Below are 19070 nucleotides of genomic sequence, written 5' to 3'. Positions count from 1 at the left end.
GGCAGCTACCGGGTGATGTTCAATCCCGCCAGCATGTCCTTCACCGCCGCCATCGCGGCCGCGAGCTTGTCCGCATCGCGCGAGCGCACCACCAGGTTGGTGTTGGGCTTCTGCTCCTCGTCCATGAAGGGATAGCTGCCGATGATGGTGTCGGGATGGGCGGCGGCGATTTCCCGCAGCGGACTGCCGATGTCGCCCTCGCGCGCATTGGCGCGGACCGATTCGGACAGCATGCGCACGCCGGATTTCAGCTTGGGCGAGACGATGTCCATCATCGCCTGCATGATCGACGGCACGCCGGCCATGACGATGACATTGCCGATCTTGAAGCCGGGGGCGAGGATGGTGGCGCTCTGGATCAGCTCGGCGCCGTCGGGGATGCGGGCCATGCGCAGCCGGGCCTCGTTGAGGTCCTGCTCGCTCCAGCGCTCCTTAAAGCGGGCGACCACCTCCGGATGGTGGTCGATGCCGACGCCGAAGGCCTTGGCGACGCTGTCGGCGGTGATGTCGTCGTGGGTCGGCCCGATGCCGCCGGTGGTGAACACATAGGTGTAGCGATGCCGCAGCGCATCCAACGCGGCGATGATGTCGGCCTCGTCGTCGGAAACGACCCGGACTTCCTTGAGGTCGATGCCGATATTGGTCAGGTATTCGGCGATGAAGCCGATATTCTTGTCCTTGGTCCGGCCGGACAGGATTTCATCCCCGATGACCAGAATGCCCGCCGTGACGATCTCGCTCATGCCTTAAGTCCCTCACCTATCGGCCCGACTTTGCCGAGGTAACGCGTTGAAGTCACGCGGTTTTGCTGCCGAAATAAGCAGTCCTCAGCCATTTTTTCAGGCAAGCCGCCGGCCATCCCCGGCAAATGCTGTCAGTCCATGCTTATCGCGCTGGCCCGGCCCTTGCTACCACCCGGGTAAGTCATGCACTGTCAGGCATGGCCACAGGACGTTGCGATCCACACTGGGACCTCTCGACCTGACCATTGGCGCAACGCCTGGGGGAGAACAGTCGGGATCTATGGCAGTCGCGTTTGACGAAATGAACATTCCCGGCGGGGACCTTCGCCCCGCCTATCAAGAGCTGGCGCGCTGGCTCAAGGAGACGCCTCCCGAGGCGCTCGAATATCGCCGCCAGGAAGCCGAGCTCCTGTTCCGCCGCATCGGCATCACCTTTGCCGTCTATGGCGATTCCGAATCCACCGAGCGCCTGATCCCCTTCGACGTGATCCCGCGGATCATGTCCGGCAAGGAATGGGCGCTGCTGGAGAAGGGCCTGAAGCAGCGCGTGCGCGCGCTCAACATGTTCCTGCGCGACATCTATCACGGCCGCGACATCCTGCGCGCCGGGATCGTGCCCGACGATTTGATCTTCCAGAACCCGGTATTCCGCCCCGAGATGAACGGCCAGCAGGTGCCGCACGACGTGTACGTGCACATCGCCGGCATCGACATCGTCCGGGTCGACGCCGAGGACTTCATCGTGCTGGAGGACAACGCACGCACGCCGTCCGGCGTGTCCTACATGCTGGAAAACCGCGAGATCATGATGCGGTTGTTTCCGGATCTGTTCGCCCGCCACCGGGTGGCGCCGGTCGAGCGCTATCCGGACGAGCTGCTCTCCGCGCTTCGCTCGGTCGCCCCACAGGGCGCCTCCGGCGAGCCGACGGTCGCGCTGCTGACGCCGGGCGTCTACAACTCGGCCTATTACGAGCACTCCTTCCTCGCCGACAAGCTCGGCATCGAGCTGGTCGAGGGACGCGACCTCATCATCAAGAACAACGAAGTGTTCATGCGGACGACCGAGGGGCTGAAGCGGGTCGACGTGATCTACCGCCGCGTCGACGACGATTTCATCGATCCCCTCACCTTCCGCCCCGACTCCGTGCTCGGCGTGCCCGGGCTGATGTCGGCCTACGCGGCCGGCAACATCACGCTCGCCAACGCCGTCGGCACCGGCATCGCCGACGACAAGGCGATCTACTCCTACATGCCCGACATCGTGAAGTTCTATCTCGGCGAGGAGCCGATCCTGAAGAACGTGCCGACCTGGCGCTGCCGCGAGCCGAAGGATCTCGCTTATGTGCTGGACAATCTGAGCGAGCTCGTCGTCAAGGAAGTGCACGGCTCCGGCGGCTACGGCATGCTGATCGGCCCCGCCGCGACGAAGGCGACCATCGAGGCGTTCCGGGAAAAGCTCAAGCGCGAGCCGGAAGGCTTCATCGCGCAGCCGACGCTGGCGCTCTCGACCTGCCCGACCTGCACGGCATCCGGCCTCGCGCCGCGCCACGTCGATTTGCGGCCCTTCGTGCTCACCGGCAGCAAGACCACGACGATCGTGCCCGGCGGGCTGACCCGCGTTGCGCTGAAGGAAGGCTCCCTGGTGGTGAATTCGAGCCAGGGCGGCGGCACCAAAGACACCTGGATCCTGGACGAGTAGTCAGATGCTGTCGCGTACCGCCGAAAACCTCTACTGGCTCGCCCGCTACGTCGAACGGGCCGAATATCTCGCGCGCACCATCGACGCGACCTTGCGCGTCACCGCGCTGCCCGCCGCCTATATCGGCAAGACCAACGAATGGGACTCGGCGCTGCTGACCGCCGGCGTCGCCGCGAGCTTCTATCAGCAGTACCAGGAAGCCAACGAGCACAACGTCGTCGAATACCTCTCGTTCTCGGCGAACAACCCGTCCTCGATCCGGAACTGCATCGAGGCGGCGCGGCTCAACTCGCGCTCGGTGCGCACCGCGCTCACCAGCGAGATGTGGGACACCATCAACTCGGCCTGGATCGAATTGCAGGAGGTCTGGAGCAAGGGCACGTCGACGCGCGAGGAACTCGCCAAATTCCTGCGCTTCGTCCAGGAGACCTCGCTGCGCTTCGACGGCTCGGCCTACCGGACCATGCTGCGCAACGACGCCTACTGGTTTTCGCGGATGGGCCTGCATCTCGAGCGCGCCGACAACACCGCGCGCATTCTCGACGTGAAGTACCACGTGCTGCTGCCCGAGGAAGAGCATGTCGGCGGCCCGCTCGACTTCTACCAGTGGACCTCGATCCTGCGCTCGGTCTCGGCGCTGACGGCCTATCACTGGGTCTATCGCGAGACGCTGAAGCCCTGGCTGATCGCCGATCTTCTCATCCTCAACGACACGCTGCCGCGGTCGCTGGCGAGCTGCTACGGCAACCTCGTGCGCAATCTCGACCAGATCGGCGTCGCCTACGGCCGCCAGGGCCCGGCCCAGCGCCACGCCCGCGGCATCCGCAACCGGCTCGAACACAGCAATATGAACGACATTTTCCAGCATGGCGTGCATGAATTCATTCAGGAATTCATCGCGGACAATTCCAGGCTGGGCGAAATCATCACGAAGCAGTATTTGATCTAGTCAAGACCGAACCACTCACCCTTCGTCATTCCGGGGCGATGCGAAGCATCGAACCCGGAATCTCGAGATTCCGGGTCTGGCGCTTCGCGCCATCCCCATGACCGGCCCAGAAACACCATGCGCCTGCGAATCCAGCACACCACGACCTATCGCTACGAGCCGCCGGCCACCAGCGTGATCCAGATCCTGCGCATGACACCGTGCAGCCATGACGGACAATACGTCGCGGAGTGGCAGATCGACGTCTCCACCGATACCAAGCTCGATACCCATGAGGACGCATTCGGCAACGTCACCCACGTACTGTCCTGCGGCCCCGTCGGCGACATCAAGATCATCGCCGAGGGCCTGATCGAGACCCATGACACCGGCGGCGTGCTGCGCGGCGCCGACGAGCGCTTTCCGGCCGACATGTTCCTGCGCACCACCGAACTGACCGAGGTCAATCCGGCGATGGCGGCGGTGGCGCGCCAGTTGCGCAGCGAAGCCGAAAGCGACACGCTCGGCTTCCTGCACACGCTGATGACCGAGATCGGCGACCACATGACCTTCGACGAGGATCCGACCAACAGCGGCACCTCGGCGGCCGAGGCGTTCACGCTCAAGCGCGGTGTCTGCCAGGACTACGCGCATATCTTCATCGCCTGCGCCCGCAGCGGCGGCGTGCCGGCGCGCTTCGTTTCCGGCCATTTCCTGCGCGCCGACGGCACGGTGTATCAGGACGCGGGCCATGCCTGGGCGGAGGCCTACGTGGCTGATCTCGGCTGGGTCGGCTTCGATCCCGCCAACAGCATCTGCACCACCGATGCCCATGTCCGTGTCGCGATCGGGCTCGATTATCTCGGCGCGGCACCCGTGCGCGGCACCCGCTATGGCGGCGGCGCGGAGACGCTGACGGTCGCCGTCAAGGTCGAGCAGGCCGGTCGCGGCGGCCAGTCGCAATCGCAGTCTCAGCGGCAGACTTAAGCGCAGCCGGATGACCGTGTGAGCCGTGCTACAGTCGCAGGGTCAGATCAGACCCTGCGAGGACCCCCATGGCGACCGTGAAGCTGCTTTCGGACGACGAGCTATCCGCTGAGGCGCGCGCCGTTTTCGACGACATCCGCAAGGTGCGGAAGTCGGACTTCGTCAACAATTTCTGGCGCGCGCTGGCGCACGATCCGAAGACGCTGCGGCGGACCTGGGAGAGCATCAAGGAGGTGATGGCTCCGGGTGCGCTCGATCCCAAGATCAAGGAAATGATCTATGTCGCGGTCTCGGTGGCGCATGGCTGCAGCTACTGTATCCATTCGCACACCGCGGGCGCACGGGCGAAGGGCATGACCGAGGCCGAATATGGCGAGATGCTCGCCATCATCGGCATGGCCGCGGAGACGAACCGGCTGGTCACAGCGCTGGGCGTTCCCGTCGACGAGGCGTTTCTCGTCGATGCCGCGGACTGAGCGACAAACCTCGCTGTCATTCCGGGACGCGCGCAGCGTGGGCCCGGAATCCATCAGGCCGCAGAGTTGGTGGATGAATGGATTCCGGGCTCGCGACTTCGTCGCGCCCCGGAATGACGACCTTCCCGGGGGAATCGGGGGGTTACATGCCCCCTGAAATTGGCTAGTAATTCCGCGCAAACGCGTTCGGGGATCGGAAATGACCTATTGTTGCGGAATCCTGGTTCGGGACGGTCTGGTGATGATCGCCGACACCCGCACCAATGCCGGCCTCGACAACGTCTCGACCTTCCGCAAGCTGCACATCTTCTCCAAGCCCGGCGACCGCATCATGGCGATCGCCAGCGCCGGCAACCTTGCCATCAGCCAGTCGGTGCTCTCCACCCTCACCGAGGGTCTGGAAGACCCCAACACGGGCGAGATCGAGACGCTGATGAACGCGCCCACCATGTTCCAGGCCGCCCAGCGCATCGGCCGGGCGATCCGGGCCGTGCACGCGACCGAAGGGCCGGCGCTGAAGTCCGAGGACGTCTCGTTCGACGTCTCCTTCCTGTTCGGCGGCCAGATCAAGGGCGCGCGGATGCGCCTCTTCATGGTCTACACGGCCGGCAATTTCATCGAGTGCACCACCGACACGCCTTACCTGCAGATCGGCGAGCATAAATACGGCAAGCCGGTGCTCGACCGCGCCATGCATTACGACGTCGAGCTCTACGAAGCGCTGAAGACCGGCCTGATCTCGATGGACTCGACCATGCGCTCCAATCTCGGCGTCGGCCTGCCGATCGACGTGCTGGTGGTGCGGGCGGATGCCTGCGATGCCGATCTCAACCACCGCATCGAGGCCGGCGAGCCCTATTTCCACGATCTGCGCTCGCGCTGGTCGGCGGCGCTGCGTGCCGCGCATCAGAACATTCCGCGGCCGCCCTACAAGAACGAAAAAGAACCGAAAACCTGACAGCTTAAGAGAAAAGGCAGGAAACGATGAGTGAAGCAAACAAGATCGCAGTGGTGACGGGCGCAGGCACCGGTGTCGGCCGCGCGGCGTCGCTGGCGCTGATGAACATCGGCTTCACCGTGGTGCTCGTCGGACGCCGGCTCGACATGCTCGAGGAGACCGCCAAGCTCGGCCTCGCCGGCAAGAGCCTGTGCGTCACCGCCGACATGACCAAGCCGGACTCGGTCGCCGCGCTGTTCGACAAGGTGAAGGCAACCTACGGCCGGCTCGACGTGCTGTTCAACAATGCCGGCATGGGCGCGCCGCCGGTGAACTTCGAGGATCTCAGCCTCGAGCAGTGGCAGGCGGTGGTGAACACCAACCTCACCGGCCCGTTCCTGTGCACCCAGCACGCCTTCCGCATCATGAAGGACCAGTCCCCGCGCGGCGGCCGCATCATCAACAACGGCTCGATCTCGGCGCACGCGCCGCGGCCGTTCTCGGCCGCCTACACCTCGACCAAGCACGCCATCACGGGCCTGACCAAGGCGTCCAACCTCGACGGGCGCATGTACGACATCGCGGTCGGCCAGGTCGACATCGGCAACGCCGCGACGCCGATGACCGACCGCATGGTCGCCGGCCCTGGCGTCATGCAACCCGACGGCACGATGAAGCACGAGCCGCGCATGGACGCCAAGGCGGTCGGCGATGCCGTCGCCTACATGGCCGGCCTGCCGCTCGATGCCAACGTGCTGACCATGACGGTCATGGCCACCAAGATGCCGTTCGTCGGACGGGGCTAGTCGCCGCTCTCGTGCCCCGGACGCAGCGCGGCATGCAATGACGCGCTGCTGAGCCGGGGCCCATGCCTCCGCGATCTCGTTCTTGGCTTTCAAGGTCCCGGCTCTGCGGCGCACCGCTGCGCGCTGCACCGCGGCCCGGACACGAGACTTCCCGCTACTCCAGGCTCTCCACCTGCCGCAGGCTCGGAAACAGCTTCATCCATAGCAGCGCGACCGCGACGGTCGCGACGCCGCCGAGTACGGCGGCCGGCATGGCGCCGAGCAGGGCTGCCGCCACGCCGCTCTCGAACTGGCCGAGCTGGTTGGAGGCGTTGATGAAGAGGAAATTCACCGCGCCGACGCGGCCGCGCATCTCGTCGGGCGTCGAAAGCTGCACCAGGGAGAAGCGGATCACGACGCTGATGGTGTCGGCGGCTCCCAAAATCGCCAGCGAGAGCACCGACAGCCACATCCAGGACGACAGCGCGAACACGATCGTGGCGAGACCGAACACGATCACGGCCTGGAACATGCGCAGGCCCACGTGGCGCGAGATGGCGTGACGCGCCAGCACCATCGTCATCAGCAGCGCACCGACCGCCGGCGCGGCGCGCAATATCCCGAGCCCCATCGGACCGGTCTGGAGAATGTCGCGGGCATAGATCGGCAGCAGCGCGGTGACGCCGCCGAACAGCACCGCGAACAGATCGAGCGAGATGGTGCCGAGGATGGCGGGATTGCTGCGGATGAAGCGGACGCCGGCAAAGATGTTGTCCGAGTCGGTGCCCTCCTTGGCCACCGCCTGCGGTCGCGGCCGGATGAAGCCGGTCAGGATCATCCCGAAAATCCAGAACAGCAGCATCACGGCATAGGCAAGATGCGGCGCGATCGCGTAGGCGAAGCCGCCGAGCGCCGGTCCCGTGATGGTCGCAACCTGCCCCGCACCGCTCGCGACCGCCGTCGCGCGCTGCAGCGATCCCTGCGGCGCGATCAGCGGCAACAGCGCCGCGGTAGTCGGGCTTTCGAACGCGCCGGCAATGCCAAGCACGAAGGTCGCGATGAAGATCTGCACCTCGCTGACCGCGCCGAGATAGGTGATGACACCGAGATGGAGCGCGGTCGCTTTCGGCGCCATCAACGACGCGGTCGGCGCGATCTCGGCGGCCTCGCGCGCCGGCTCGTCCTTCGTGTTCGGTTATGTCGGCGGCGGCGCCCTGCCGTTCGATTTGAAGGTGCCTGGCGCCGATTTCATCCTGGCGTTCCAGGCGCTGCCGATCGTGCTGGTCATGAGCGTGCTGACGACGCTGCTGTTCTATTGGCGCGTGCTGCCGCCGATCGTGCGCGGCATGGCCTGGCTGCTGGAGCGGACGCTTGGCGTCGGCGGCGCGGTCGGGCTGTCGACCGCCGCCAACATCTTCCTCGGAATGGTGGAGGCACCGCTGTTCGTCCGCCCGTATCTGGCGCAGATGACCCGCAGCGAGTTGTTTGTGGTGATGACCGGCGGCATGGCCGGCATCGCCGGCACGGTGCTGGTGCTCTATGCGACGCTCCTTGCTCCTCTCATTCCTGATGCGGCCGCGCATTTCGTCATCGCCTCCGTGCTGGGCGCGCCGGCCGCGATCCTCGTCAGCCTGATCATGGTGCCCGAGACGAGCGACAAGCGCACCGGCGGCGCGCTGGCGGATCCCGAGATGGAGATTTCCAGCACGATGGATGCGATCGTGAAGGGCACCGGCGCGGGGATCGAGCTGCTGATCAACATCGTCGCGATGCTGCTGGTGCTGGTGGCGCTGGTCTATCTCGTCAATGCCATGCTCGGCCTGCTGCCGAATATTGGCGGCGCCGCAATCTCGCTGCAGCGCCTGCTCGGCCTCGTGATGGCGCCGGTGTGCTGGCTGATGGGATTGCCATGGGATCAGGCGGTGACCGCCGGCAGCCTGATGGGCACCAAGACCGTGCTCAACGAGCTGATCGCCTATGTCGACTTCTCGAAGCTGCCGCCGGGTACACTCGATCCGCGCTCGCGCCTGATCATGCTCTACGCGATGTGCGGCTTCGCCAACTTCGCCAGCCTCGGCATCATGATCGGCGGCTTGGGGGTGATGGCGCCGGAGCGGCGTGAGGAGATCAACGCGCTGGGATTGAAGTCGATCGTGTCGGGGACGCTGACGACGTGTTTGATGGGCGCGGTGGTGGGGGTGTTGAGTTAGGCGACTCTCCGCTGGTCATTCCGGGGCGCGCGTAGCGCGAACTACGGTGCGCAATTGCGCACCTGAGAACCCATTGGGCCGCGGTGCATGAGGTGAAATGGATTCCGGGCTCGCGCCAAGAGGCGCGCCCCGGAATGACGAGAGAGCGGTACGCGCATCTCCGACGACACCAGCGCCTACGCCTTCAACTCCACCGTCTTGAATTCCGCCGGCAGGATCACCTCCAGCAGTTCGACATCGTCGGAGTAATCCAGAATCATGTGCTTGATCTTCGGCGGCTGGGTCCAGGCGCTGCCTTCCTTCATCAGGGTCTCGCCCTGCCCGTCCATGTAGGTCTTCACCCAGCCCTTGAGCACGTAGACCAGCTGGAAGTCGACATGGTGGAAGTGCAGCTTCGACACCTCGGCGGGATCGCACGGGCCCTGCAGCCGGATCACGTGGGCTTGCGCGAGGCCGTGGCTTGCGGCGGCGATGCCGAGGTCGCGGTACTTGGCGTAGGCGCGCAGGCCGTCGGCCTTGAAGTCTTCTTCGCGGTGATGGCTGATTGCGATGCGCTGCTTGGGACGTGCGGGTTTTTTGACCGCTGATTTGGCTGGCATTGCGCGCGCCTTCGCCTTCACAGCCTTGCGCGCCGAGGATCGCACGGCGACCTTGGCTCCGCTCCGCTTCTTCACCGCGACCTGCGCTGCGCTGCGCGATTTCAGCTTCTTGGCCATGGCCGGCCTCCCCTGTTGTTATGGGAAGAGGCTAGCATGGAAACAGGCCTCGTAGAGTGGGCAAAGCGCAGCGTGCCAACCATTGTCAGATGCGATTGCGGAGCGATGGTGGGCACGACGCGTGCGCGTCTTTGCCCACCCTACCAAACCGGTGTTCGCCTCAATGCAGCCGGAACACGCCATCCACGGCGCGCAGCTCGGCCGGCTTGATCAGCTTGGAATGCGCGACCGTCACCGAATGGAGCGGACCGTCGAGCTTCGCCTGCCAGAAGGCCAGAAAGTCCTTCAGCGCCGGGAATTTCGGGAAGAGATCGTAATTCTGCCAGACATAGGTCTGAAGCAGCGAGGGATGATCCGGCATCCGGTAGAGGATTTCCGCCGTCGTCAGCCCGTAACCCAGCACCTGCTTCCGAAAGTCGTCGGAAACAACCCCAACCCGCGAGACCATGCCAACCTCCTTTGCAGGAGCGCATATTCAAGGGGTGGCTTGCCGGTACGCTGCTTACGAGCCACCCGGAAACGATGCGCTCACATGAGAGAAATGTGACGCAAACTGACAATCCATCTCAAGCCCAAAAATTTAACAAGCTGTTGAAATTCAATGCGTTAGCAGCAGATGCGGCTCCGTGCTAATACGGCCCCAAAGCCGGGTTAACGATGGTAAAGGAATTTGGCAGGCGGGCCTTCTGAGTGCTTATTTTTCTGCTAGAAGCCCTTGCCCCCGCAAATATCCTGGCTTATCTCAGCAGTGCCCGCGCTGGCACTCGCTAGCATGGACTGCTAACAATTTTAAAATCATCAACCCGAGCAATTGCTTAGGAGGACTGCATGAAATTCCGTCCGCTTCACGACCGCGTCGTGGTCAAGCGCATCGACGCAGAAGAGAAGACCGCTGGCGGCATCATCATTCCCGACAGTGCCAAGGAAAAGCCCTCGCAGGGCGAAATCGTCGCCGTCGGCCCGGGTGGCCGCGACGAAGCCGGCAAGCTGATCCCGATCGACCTGAAGGTCGGCGACCGCGTGCTGTTCGGCAAGTGGTCCGGCACCGAGGTCAAGATCGACAACGTCGACCTGCTGATCATGAAGGAAAGCGACATCATGGGCGTCCTCGACGTCCCCGCTTCCAAGAAGAAGGCGGCCTAAGAGCCCCCTCTCTCATCCAGCCAAACCCCTAAGGAAAACTCCACATGGCAGCTAAAGAAGTCAAATTCTCCGTCGATGCGCGCGACAAGATGCTTCGCGGCGTCGACATCCTCGCCAACGCGGTGAAGGTCACGCTCGGTCCGAAGGGCCGCAACGTCGTGCTCGACAAGTCGTTCGGCGCTCCCCGCATCACCAAGGACGGCGTCACCGTCGCCAAGGAGATCGAGCTCGAGGACAAGTTCGAGAACATGGGCGCGCAGATGGTGCGCGAAGTCGCCTCCAAGTCCGCTGACGCGGCCGGCGACGGCACCACCACCGCCACCGTGCTGGCCCAGGCGATCGTGCGCGAAGGCGCCAAGTCGGTTGCCGCCGGCATGAACCCGATGGACCTCAAGCGCGGCATCGACCTCGCGGTCGAAGCCGTGGTCGCCGACCTCATCAAGAACTCCAAGAAGGTCACCTCGAACGACGAGATCGCCCAGGTCGGCACCATCTCGGCGAACGGCGACGCGGAGATCGGCAAGTTCCTGTCCGACGCGATGAAGAAGGTCGGCAACGAGGGTGTCATCACCGTCGAGGAAGCCAAGTCGCTCGAGACCGAGCTCGACGTCGTCGAGGGCATGCAGTTCGACCGCGGCTACATCTCGCCCTACTTCGTCACCAACGCCGACAAGATGCGCGTTGAGATGGACGACGCCTACATCCTCATCAACGAGAAGAAGCTCTCCTCGCTGAACGAGCTGCTCCCGCTGCTCGAAGCCGTGGTGCAGACCGGCAAGCCGCTGGTCATCGTCGCCGAGGACGTCGAAGGTGAAGCGCTTGCGACCCTGGTCGTGAACCGCCTGCGCGGCGGCCTGAAGGTCGCGGCCGTCAAGGCTCCGGGCTTCGGCGATCGCCGCAAGGCCATGCTGCAGGACATCGCGATCCTGACCGGCGGCCAGGCGATCTCGGAGGATCTCGGCATCAAGCTCGAGAACGTCACGCTCAACATGCTCGGTCGCGCCAAGAAGGTGATGATCGACAAGGAGAACACCACGATCGTCAACGGCGCCGGCAAGAAGGCCGACATCGAGGCGCGCGTGGCCCAGATCAAGGCGCAGATCGAGGAAACCACATCGGACTACGACCGTGAGAAGCTCCAGGAGCGTCTGGCCAAGCTGGCCGGCGGCGTCGCGGTGATCCGCGTCGGCGGCGCGACCGAGATCGAGGTGAAGGAGCGCAAGGATCGCGTTGATGACGCGATGCATGCGACCCGCGCGGCTGTCGAGGAAGGCATCGTCCCGGGCGGCGGCGTCGCCCTGCTGCGTGCTTCCGAGCAGCTCAAGGGCCTGCGCACCAAGAACGACGACCAGAAGACCGGCGTCGAGATCGTGCGCAAGGCGCTGTCGGCTCCCGCTCGCCAGATCGCGATCAACGCCGGCGAAGACGGCTCGGTGATCGTCGGCAAGGTCCTGGAGAACAAGTCGTACGCTTTCGGCTTCGACTCCCAGACCGGTGAATACGGCGACCTCGTCAAGAAGGGCATCATCGACCCGACCAAGGTGGTCCGTACCGCGATCCAGAACGCAGCCTCGGTTGCGGCCCTGCTGATCACCACGGAAGCCATGGTCGCCGAGCTGCCCAAGAAGGGCGGCTCCGGCCCCGCAATGCCCCCGGGCGGCGGCATGGGCGGCATGGACTTCTAAGTCCAGCCACCTCGAGATCTACGAAACCCCGGCAGCGATGCCGGGGTTTTTTTGTCATTCCGGGGCGCGCGAAGCGCGAGCCCGGAATGACAGCGCCTCACCGCACCTTGCCCATCCGCTCGAAGCGCGGCTCGCCGTCGTCGTCGAGGGACCAGATGATCCGCGTCACGCGGCCGACCAGATTGTCCATCGGCACGAAGCCTATGGCGGTCATCACGCGGCTGTCGGTGGAGTTGTCGCGGTTGTCGCCGAGCACGAAGAGATGGCCCGACGGCACGGTGTAGACGCCAGTGTTGTCGTAGTAGCCGCTGTCGACGCAGTCGTAGGTAGCGTAGGACGCGCCGTTCGGCAGCGTCTCGCGCCAGTTCCTGACTTTCGCGTCGTCGGTGCCACAGGCGGCCTCACCGTCCGTCTCCTTCAGAGCGACGCGAGTTACCGGCTTCTCATTGAGAAAGAGTTGGCCCTGCCGCATCTGGATGCGGTCGCCGGGCAGCCCGACCACACGCTTGACGTAGTCGACCGATGTATCCTTTGGCGTGCGAAACACGACGATGTCGCCATATTCGGGCTCCGCGGCAAAGACACGGCTCGAGATCAGGGATGATGCAAAGGGAAACGAATAGGGCCCGTAGCCATAGGCACGCTTCGAAGCGAACACGTAGTTGCCGGTCATCAGCGTCGGCATCATCGAGCCGGAGGGAATGCTGAACGGCTGATACAGGAAGAAGCGAAACAGGAACGGCGGCGACCACAGCACCGGAATCAGGAGGATCAGGACGACGATCGCCTTCCATTCCTGCGCCCTGGCCCGCGGCCTGGTCGTTTGTTCAAGAGTGGCCATGCCTGCCTGATCTCAACTTTTGCCCGCGAGATTACGCAACCTTCGCGCGCGTGCAATCCCTGCGGTCCCAAAACTTGGTCGCGCCACGGGCGGACCGCGTTCACGGCAAGGCCACCGGCCGTCAGCCGCGCGAAAAATCCCCGAAGCAGTGCCGCACCCATGCGATGGTGAGCCGCGTCGCCGGATCGCGCTTGAGATGATTCTGCACCAGCAGCCAGACGTCACGGCGCTTCGGCAGCAGCGTCGCGTGCAGGCCGCGGTCGGCGAGCAGGTCTCCGCAGCTGTGCTCGGGCAGCACGCCGACGGCCTGATGCGACCGGATCAGGGTTTTGATGATGCGGACATTGTCGGTGACGCAGCGCATGTTTGTCAGCCGCTTGGCGCGCAGGAACTGCTGCTCCGGAATGGCATCGAGCTCGTCCGGATAGACGCACGTGACCGGCTCGCCGCCGCTTCGGTCGGCGGGCTCGAAGAAATACAGCCTGACATCGCCGAGCTTCGAGATGGTGAAATCACCCTTCTCCGGCTTGCGCAGGCGAATGGCGAGGTCGGCCTGCCAGCGCGAGAATTTGACGTTGCCGCTGGAGGTCAGGAATTCGAGGGTCAGGCCGGGATGATCGCGCAGGAAGGCGCTGGTGTGCGGCGCCAGCAGCTCCTCGGCGACCGCATTGGTCGAGGCGATGCGCAGCCGGCCGACCGGGCCCACCTGGCTCTCCTTGATGCGGTCGATCGCAGCGACATGGGCGGCCATCGCGCCAACATGCTCGAGCACCGCCTCGCAATGGCGGGTCGGCCGGCGCAGCCCGTCCACCGCATCGAACAGCGGCACGCCGAGATCGCGTTGAATCCGCGCAAGCCTGCGGCCGACGGTGGTCTCGTCGATGCGCAGCCGCGCGCTGGCGCCGGCATAGGTGCCCTCGTCCCGCACCGCGGCGATGATGCGCAGATCGTCCCAGTTCATGGCGACAAGCCTAGCAGGGGCGGCCGCTCCCTGCAAATTTGCAGCCATCTGCTGCAATAGTCCTGCACAACGGCAGGCCACGGCCGCGCTAGTGTCACGCCATACGATCCCCCTTAGAAGGCCTGACCAGCATGACCGCTCCCAAGACCCTGCTCGAACTCTCCGGCGCCGATCTCAATCCGCCGAAACTTTCCGACGCCTGCCTGGTGTTGATCGACATCCAGAACGAGTATCGTTCCGGCCCCCTCGCCTTGCCCGACGCCGAGCCCGCGATCGCGGTCGCCGCAAAACTGCTCGCGCGCGCCCGGCAGAGCGGCGCGGCAATCTTCCACATCGCACACAAGGGCCGCGCCGGCAGCCTGTTCGACCGCGAGGCCGAGCGCGGGGCGATCGTGTCGAGCCTGACGCCGCTCGCGAACGAAGCCGTGATCGAGAAGGCGCTGCCGAACGCCTTTGCCGGCACCGACCTGCAAGCCAAATTGGCCGCGACCGGACGCACCAACATCGTGCTGGCGGGGTTCATGACCCACATGTGCATCAGCTCAACGGCCCGCGCCGCGCTCGATCTCGGGCTGCGCACCACGATCGCGGCCGACGCCTGCGCCACCCGCGATCTGCCCGACGGCCGCGGCGGCGCGCTGTCGGCACGCACGATTCACGAGGTCGCGCTGGCCGAATTGTCGGACCGGTTTGCGATCATCGCGCAGGGCGAAGCGCTGACCTGACGGAGCGTGAGCGATGCTGCAACTCTATTTCTTTCCGATGGCCTGCTCGCTCGCCAGCCGCATCGCGCTGATGGAGGCCGGCATCGCGGCGCAGTATCACCTCGCCCACATCTGGACGAAGACGATCGTGGACGACGGCAGCGATTTCCGCGGCGTCTCGCCGAAGGGCGCAGTGCCGGTCCTGGTGCTGGAGAACGGCGAGCGGCTGACCGAGAGCGCGGCGGTGCTGCAATACATCGCCGATGTGAAGCCCGAGACCGGCCTTGCGCCAAGCTTCGGCGATCCCGACCGCTACCGCCTGCAGGAATGGCTGAGCTTCGTCGGCACCGAGATCCACAAGGCGTTCCTGTTCCCGACCTTCTGGTACAAGGACGACGGCTCGCTCGCCAAGCCGCGCGCAAGGATCGGACAGACATTGTCGGCGCCCGCCGCGCATCTGGCGGACCGCGAATTCCTGGTCGGCAATAGCTTCACCGTCGCGGATGCTCACCTGACCTGGGCCTTGCTGCTGCTTCGCCCGGCCGGCGTCGACATCGCGCAATGGCCATCCTTGTCCGCCTATCTCGAGCGCATGCAGGCGCGCCCCGCCGTGCGGGAGGCGATCGCGACCGAGATGGCGCTGCGCAAGACGGTGGCCGCGAGCCCGGCGTGACGGGATGCCACGGCCGCCAGATCTGAGCAGTTCCCGGCAAGGGCATTGAAGTCGGTGCGGCATGCGCTAATCTGAGGGAATATTTTTCGATTATTCCCTCGGACGGTGTTCATGCGCGTTCTTTCAGGATTTCACCTGCCCGGATTTTTGCCCGGACTCTCTCTGGCCCTCCTCGTCTGCTGGCTCTGCGTTGCTCCCGCATCGGCGGACACGCGGGTCGCGCTGGTGATCGGCAACGGCGCCTATGCCTCCACGGCGCAGCTCCCGAACCCCGCGCACGATGCCGAGGACGTAGCAATCTCGCTCAAGCACAGCGGCTTCGAGGTTTTTCAGGGCATCGACCTGCGCCAGGCCGACATGCAGGACCTGACCATCCGCTTCGCGCGCGCCGCGAGCCGGGCCGACGTCGCGCTGTTCTACTACAGCGGACATGCGATGCAGTACAACGGCGTCAACTACCTGATGCCGGTCGACGCCGTGCTGACGGATGAAGCCGACCTCAAGCGCTTCGTGCGGGTCGATGACATCGTGAACGATCTGCAGCAGGCCAAGAACCTGCGCATCCTCGTGCTGGATTCCTGCCGCGACAATCCGCTGGCCGAAACCCTCAAGCGCTCCGCGACGCGCGCCGCCTCGGTCGGACACGGCTTGTCGAAGGTCGAGGCACCGCGCGGCACGATCGTGTCGTTCTCGACGCAATCCGGACAGACCGCCGCCGACGGCAGCGGCCGCAACAGCCCCTACACGACCGCGTTCCTGAAACACATCGAGGAACCGCAGGAAATCGGCGACGTCTTCCGCGACATCAGCAGCGACGTCTATGACAGCAGCGGCAAGACCCAGCTCCCGGAGCTGTCGCTGTCGATCATCGGCAAGTTCTATCTGAACGGGCCGGTGTCAGTCACGGTGGCACCGGCCGCCCCCCAGGCCGCGCCGAAGGCTGATCCCTGCGCGGCCGCAGAGGCGCATTGGAAGGCCGCGGACGGCATCGGCACGCTGGGGGCCTACGAAGATCATCTCGCCAGATTCCCGAATTGCATCTTCGCGACCCTCGCCAAAGCGCGCGTTGAAGGATTGAAACAGAAGACGGCGCTTGCGCCGGCGGCCGGCAATGCCGGAATCGGCGGCAGCAAGGATTTTGACGGCAACTGGGACGTGACGTTGAATTGCCAGACCAGCGGCAAGGCGCAGGGCTTCACCAGAGCCCTCGCGGCAACCGTGACGAACGGCGTGTTTCACGCCGAGGCGCAGGGGCCGAGCGGTGTCAACCGGCTGGAGATCGACGGCCAGATCCAGGCAGACGGCAAGACGACCTTGAGCGCGCGGGGGACGACGGGGGCGAGCACCTATGCCCTCAACAACGTCGCCCCCGGCTCACCCTACGGCTTTACGGTCGATGCGCAGTTCGATCGCACCCGTGGCAGCGGCAAGCGCAACGAGATGCGTCCCTGCAATCTGGTTTTCGTCAAACGCTGATCGTGCAATATCACGCAGTCGCGGCGACGGCGATCGGCCTCGATCGCGCGGCGGACTGACATCGCACGACAGGAACGAGATCATGGCATCGCATGACACGGCGAAGATTTTGGCAGGCAAGGTGGCGCTGGTGACCGGCGCGGGGCGCGGGCTCGGCCGCGCCTTCGCCGAGAAGCTCGCGGCGCTCGGTGCCGACGTCGCCATCCACGGCATGCGCGAGAACGGGCCGGCGGAATATGGCGAGGGCACGACGCTGACCGCGGTGGCCGCAGAGATCGGTCAGCAGTTCAGTGTCCGCAGCCAGCGCGTGCTCGGCGACCTCACCAGGGGCGAAGACATCGCGCGGGTGATCGCCGAGACCGAGGCCGCGCTCGGACCGATCGACATTCTCGTGCACAATGCCGGCGGCGACATTGCGGCCGCCGGCGGCAAGCCCGATCCGAACGACGCGGTGCACATCAAGGAGGCCGACATGCGCGCGGTGCTGGAGCGCAACCTGCTCTCCACCATCCTGACCTGCCAGGCGGTCGCGAAGGGCATGATGGAGCGGCGGCGCGGCCGCATCGTCACGCTGGGCTCGGTCGCTTTCAAGGGACGCACCAACGGCGCGATCTACGCGGTGTCGAAGGCCGGCGTGACCCATTACACGCGATGCCTCGCCGACCAGCTCCGCCCCTACGACATCGCCGTCAACTGCATCGCGCCCGGCGATACCCGCACTGGCCGCTTCCTCGGCACCCGCGCGGTGGACCCCGACAGGATGGTGGAGACCGGCACGCTCGACCGCATCGCGACCGTCGACGAGGTCGCGCGCGTCGTCGAGTTCTTCGCCGGCCCCATGGGTGCCTTCGTCTCCGGCCAGGTGCTGCGGATCGACGGCGGCGGACAGTGCTGGCCGGGCTGAGCACGTCCACGAACAGGACAAAAAAAGGGCCGCTGCGAGCGGCCCTTTTGCATCATCGAGAACGAGCCGGGATCAATCCACCCGCGCCAGCACCGCGAGCTTGCGGATGCCCTTGTTGCGGTAGGCATCGAGGAATGCGTAGTAATCCTTGAACGACACGCAGCCGTTGGAGTCGCCGTTCGGCCCGAGCATGAAGGTGTGCGCGAGCAGGCCGTCGCGGCCATAGATCGCGCTCTCGCCGCCGATCGGGGTCAGGCGCAGCGCCGGCACGCCGTGGAACAGTGCCTCGCGCGGCTTCAGCGTGTAGATGTGCGGCGGCGTCACGCCGCGCATCCGCACCTTCGACGAGCGCGGATCGTCGAGATTGGAGCCGAGGCCGGAATGCGCCTCGAGCTTGGTACCGTCGGGCAGGTAAACCGTCTTGGCGGAGATGTCGTAGACCGCGGTATCGCGCTCATAGGGCGCCGAACCGCCGAGCATGGGATTTTGCTCCCGCGGTGCGATCGAGGCGGTCACGCTGGCATCGGCGGAGGCATAGGCGAGCAGGCCGCCGGAGGGCTCGCGCTTGCCCCAGAGCTTGTCCACCATCGACTGGCGGGGACCGGTGATCGACATCACCGCAGCCTTGGCGCGATCGGCGAACGACTTTGGCTTTGCTTCGGGCGCCGGGACGATCTCGGCCGGATCGGCTGACGCCAGTTGCACCGGCGCATCGGCGCCGCGCTTGGCCTTGGCCGCATCCGCGACCTTGGCCGGTGCCGCCGGCTTCAGCGCCTCGGCGACCTTTGCGATCACGCTCTGCTTCGGAGCGTCTTTGGCGACGGCAACCTGAGTCGCGGGCACAGCGCTCGCCGCATTTGACGCCACGCCTTGAGTCGCGGCCGCGGCAAAGCGCTCGTTGAACATCTCGCGCGAGATCGGAGCTGCGACCTGGAGCCGGTCGGGCAATAGCGCGAAGGCTTCCTTGATGGCGTCGCCCGCCTCGCGCAGCGCCACCTTGGGCGCGCGCTTGATCACGGGCTCGTCAAAGCCGGTGCTGCCGACGCTTGGATAGACGCTCGCGCCGAGCACGTTGGTATAGACGGTCCAGCCGGCGCCGAGCACGGCGCAGCCGATGGCGGCAGCGCCAAGCCAATTGGTCGTGGTCATGTTCCGGGAAGATTTCCGCGAATTATTCTTGGAGAATTTCTTGGACTTCCGTG

General features: G+C 65.2%; 19 protein-coding genes and 1 pseudogene. 13 read left to right on the top strand and 7 right to left on the bottom strand.

From position 1 onward, the window contains the following. Positions 1–5: 5 nt before the first annotated feature. Positions 6–743, bottom strand: a complete 738-nt coding sequence (locus F8237_RS28225) for a competence/damage-inducible protein A (RefSeq protein ID WP_151649467.1) — start codon at positions 741–743, stop codon at positions 6–8. A gap of 280 nt (positions 744–1023) precedes the next feature. Between F8237_RS28225 and F8237_RS28220 the strand changes: the two genes are divergently transcribed. From F8237_RS28220 to F8237_RS28195, 6 genes are all read left to right on the top strand, one after another. Then, on the top strand, positions 1024–2442 hold the full coding sequence (locus F8237_RS28220; protein ID WP_151649466.1) for a circularly permuted type 2 ATP-grasp protein: 1419 nt from the start codon (positions 1024–1026) through the stop codon (positions 2440–2442). A gap of 4 nt (positions 2443–2446) precedes the next feature. Next, on the top strand, positions 2447–3391 hold the full coding sequence (locus tag F8237_RS28215) for an alpha-E domain-containing protein (RefSeq protein ID WP_151649465.1): 945 nt from the start codon (positions 2447–2449) through the stop codon (positions 3389–3391). Between the two features lie 117 nt (positions 3392–3508). Next, the gene (locus tag F8237_RS28210) at positions 3509–4357 is read left to right on the top strand and encodes a transglutaminase family protein (RefSeq protein ID WP_151649464.1); all 849 of its coding nucleotides are present in this window, start codon (positions 3509–3511) and stop codon (positions 4355–4357) included. A gap of 68 nt (positions 4358–4425) precedes the next feature. Next, the gene (locus F8237_RS28205) at positions 4426–4833 is read left to right on the top strand and encodes a carboxymuconolactone decarboxylase family protein (protein WP_151649463.1); all 408 of its coding nucleotides are present in this window, start codon (positions 4426–4428) and stop codon (positions 4831–4833) included. A 199-nt stretch (positions 4834–5032) separates the two neighbouring features. Continuing rightward, positions 5033–5791 carry a proteasome-type protease gene (locus F8237_RS28200; protein WP_011088363.1) on the top strand — a complete coding sequence of 253 codons (759 nt, stop codon included), beginning with the start codon at positions 5033–5035 and terminating at the stop codon, positions 5789–5791. A gap of 26 nt (positions 5792–5817) precedes the next feature. Then, the gene (locus F8237_RS28195; RefSeq protein ID WP_151649462.1) at positions 5818–6576 is read left to right on the top strand and encodes an SDR family oxidoreductase; all 759 of its coding nucleotides are present in this window, start codon (positions 5818–5820) and stop codon (positions 6574–6576) included. A 154-nt stretch (positions 6577–6730) separates the two neighbouring features. On the opposite strand, the gene F8237_RS28190 is transcribed toward F8237_RS28195, so the two are convergent. Continuing rightward, a complete protein-coding gene (locus F8237_RS28190) occupies positions 6731–7690 on the bottom strand; it encodes an MFS transporter (RefSeq protein ID WP_244625989.1) in 960 nt (319 codons plus the stop codon). Between F8237_RS28190 and F8237_RS28185 the strand changes: the two are divergent. Continuing rightward, a pseudogene (locus tag F8237_RS28185) lies at positions 7671–8765 on the top strand (NupC/NupG family nucleoside CNT transporter); the annotation flags it as partial. The gene F8237_RS28190 and the pseudogene F8237_RS28185 overlap by 20 nt on opposite strands. A gap of 176 nt (positions 8766–8941) precedes the next feature. Here the strand turns inward: F8237_RS28185 and F8237_RS28180 are convergent. Both F8237_RS28180 and F8237_RS28175 read right to left on the bottom strand, forming a co-directional pair. After that, positions 8942–9481: a cupin domain-containing protein gene (locus F8237_RS28180; RefSeq protein WP_151649461.1), complete on the bottom strand. Its 540-nt coding sequence runs from the start codon at positions 9479–9481 to the stop codon at positions 8942–8944. Between the two features lie 160 nt (positions 9482–9641). Beyond that, on the bottom strand, positions 9642–9929 hold the full coding sequence (locus tag F8237_RS28175; protein WP_015685162.1) for an usg protein: 288 nt from the start codon (positions 9927–9929) through the stop codon (positions 9642–9644). A 380-nt stretch (positions 9930–10309) separates the two neighbouring features. On the opposite strand from F8237_RS28175, the gene F8237_RS28170 reads away from it, so the two are divergent. Both F8237_RS28170 and groL read left to right on the top strand, forming a co-directional pair. After that, on the top strand, positions 10310–10624 hold the full coding sequence (locus tag F8237_RS28170) for a co-chaperone GroES (protein ID WP_015685161.1): 315 nt from the start codon (positions 10310–10312) through the stop codon (positions 10622–10624). A gap of 44 nt (positions 10625–10668) precedes the next feature. Continuing rightward, entirely contained in the window at positions 10669–12309 is a 1641-nt protein-coding gene (gene groL, locus F8237_RS28165) for a chaperonin GroEL (RefSeq protein WP_151649460.1), read from the top strand. 97 nt (positions 12310–12406) lie between these two features. Here the strand turns inward: groL and lepB are convergent, their stop codons facing one another. Together lepB and F8237_RS28155 are read right to left on the bottom strand one after the other, a co-directional pair. Continuing rightward, on the bottom strand, positions 12407–13150 hold the full coding sequence (lepB, locus tag F8237_RS28160) for a signal peptidase I (RefSeq protein WP_151649459.1): 744 nt from the start codon (positions 13148–13150) through the stop codon (positions 12407–12409). Positions 13151–13271: 121 nt separating this feature from the next. Continuing rightward, on the bottom strand, positions 13272–14111 hold the full coding sequence (locus F8237_RS28155; protein WP_151649458.1) for a LysR family transcriptional regulator: 840 nt from the start codon (positions 14109–14111) through the stop codon (positions 13272–13274). A 131-nt stretch (positions 14112–14242) separates the two neighbouring features. Between F8237_RS28155 and F8237_RS28150 the strand changes: the two genes are divergently transcribed. From F8237_RS28150 to F8237_RS28135, 4 genes are all read left to right on the top strand, one after another. Continuing rightward, the gene (locus tag F8237_RS28150; protein ID WP_151649457.1) at positions 14243–14836 is read left to right on the top strand and encodes a cysteine hydrolase family protein; all 594 of its coding nucleotides are present in this window, start codon (positions 14243–14245) and stop codon (positions 14834–14836) included. 13 nt (positions 14837–14849) lie between these two features. Continuing rightward, on the top strand, positions 14850–15488 hold the full coding sequence (locus F8237_RS28145; protein WP_151649456.1) for a glutathione binding-like protein: 639 nt from the start codon (positions 14850–14852) through the stop codon (positions 15486–15488). A gap of 111 nt (positions 15489–15599) precedes the next feature. Continuing rightward, positions 15600–16964, top strand: coding sequence for a caspase family protein (locus tag F8237_RS28140; RefSeq protein WP_151649455.1), 1365 nt, complete (start codon positions 15600–15602; stop codon positions 16962–16964). A gap of 82 nt (positions 16965–17046) precedes the next feature. After that, entirely contained in the window at positions 17047–17868 is an 822-nt protein-coding gene (locus F8237_RS28135; RefSeq protein WP_151649454.1) for an SDR family NAD(P)-dependent oxidoreductase, read from the top strand. Positions 17869–17940: 72 nt separating this feature from the next. On the opposite strand, the gene F8237_RS28130 is transcribed toward F8237_RS28135, so the two are convergent. After that, positions 17941–19017, bottom strand: coding sequence for a DUF2778 domain-containing protein (locus F8237_RS28130; protein ID WP_151649453.1), 1077 nt, complete (start codon positions 19015–19017; stop codon positions 17941–17943). Positions 19018–19070 lie beyond the last annotated feature (53 nt).

Source organism: Bradyrhizobium betae (assembly GCF_008932115.1).
GTDB classification, from domain to species: Bacteria; Pseudomonadota; Alphaproteobacteria; order Rhizobiales; family Xanthobacteraceae; genus Bradyrhizobium; species Bradyrhizobium betae.
This window is presented reverse-complemented; position numbering and strand designations above follow the sequence as displayed.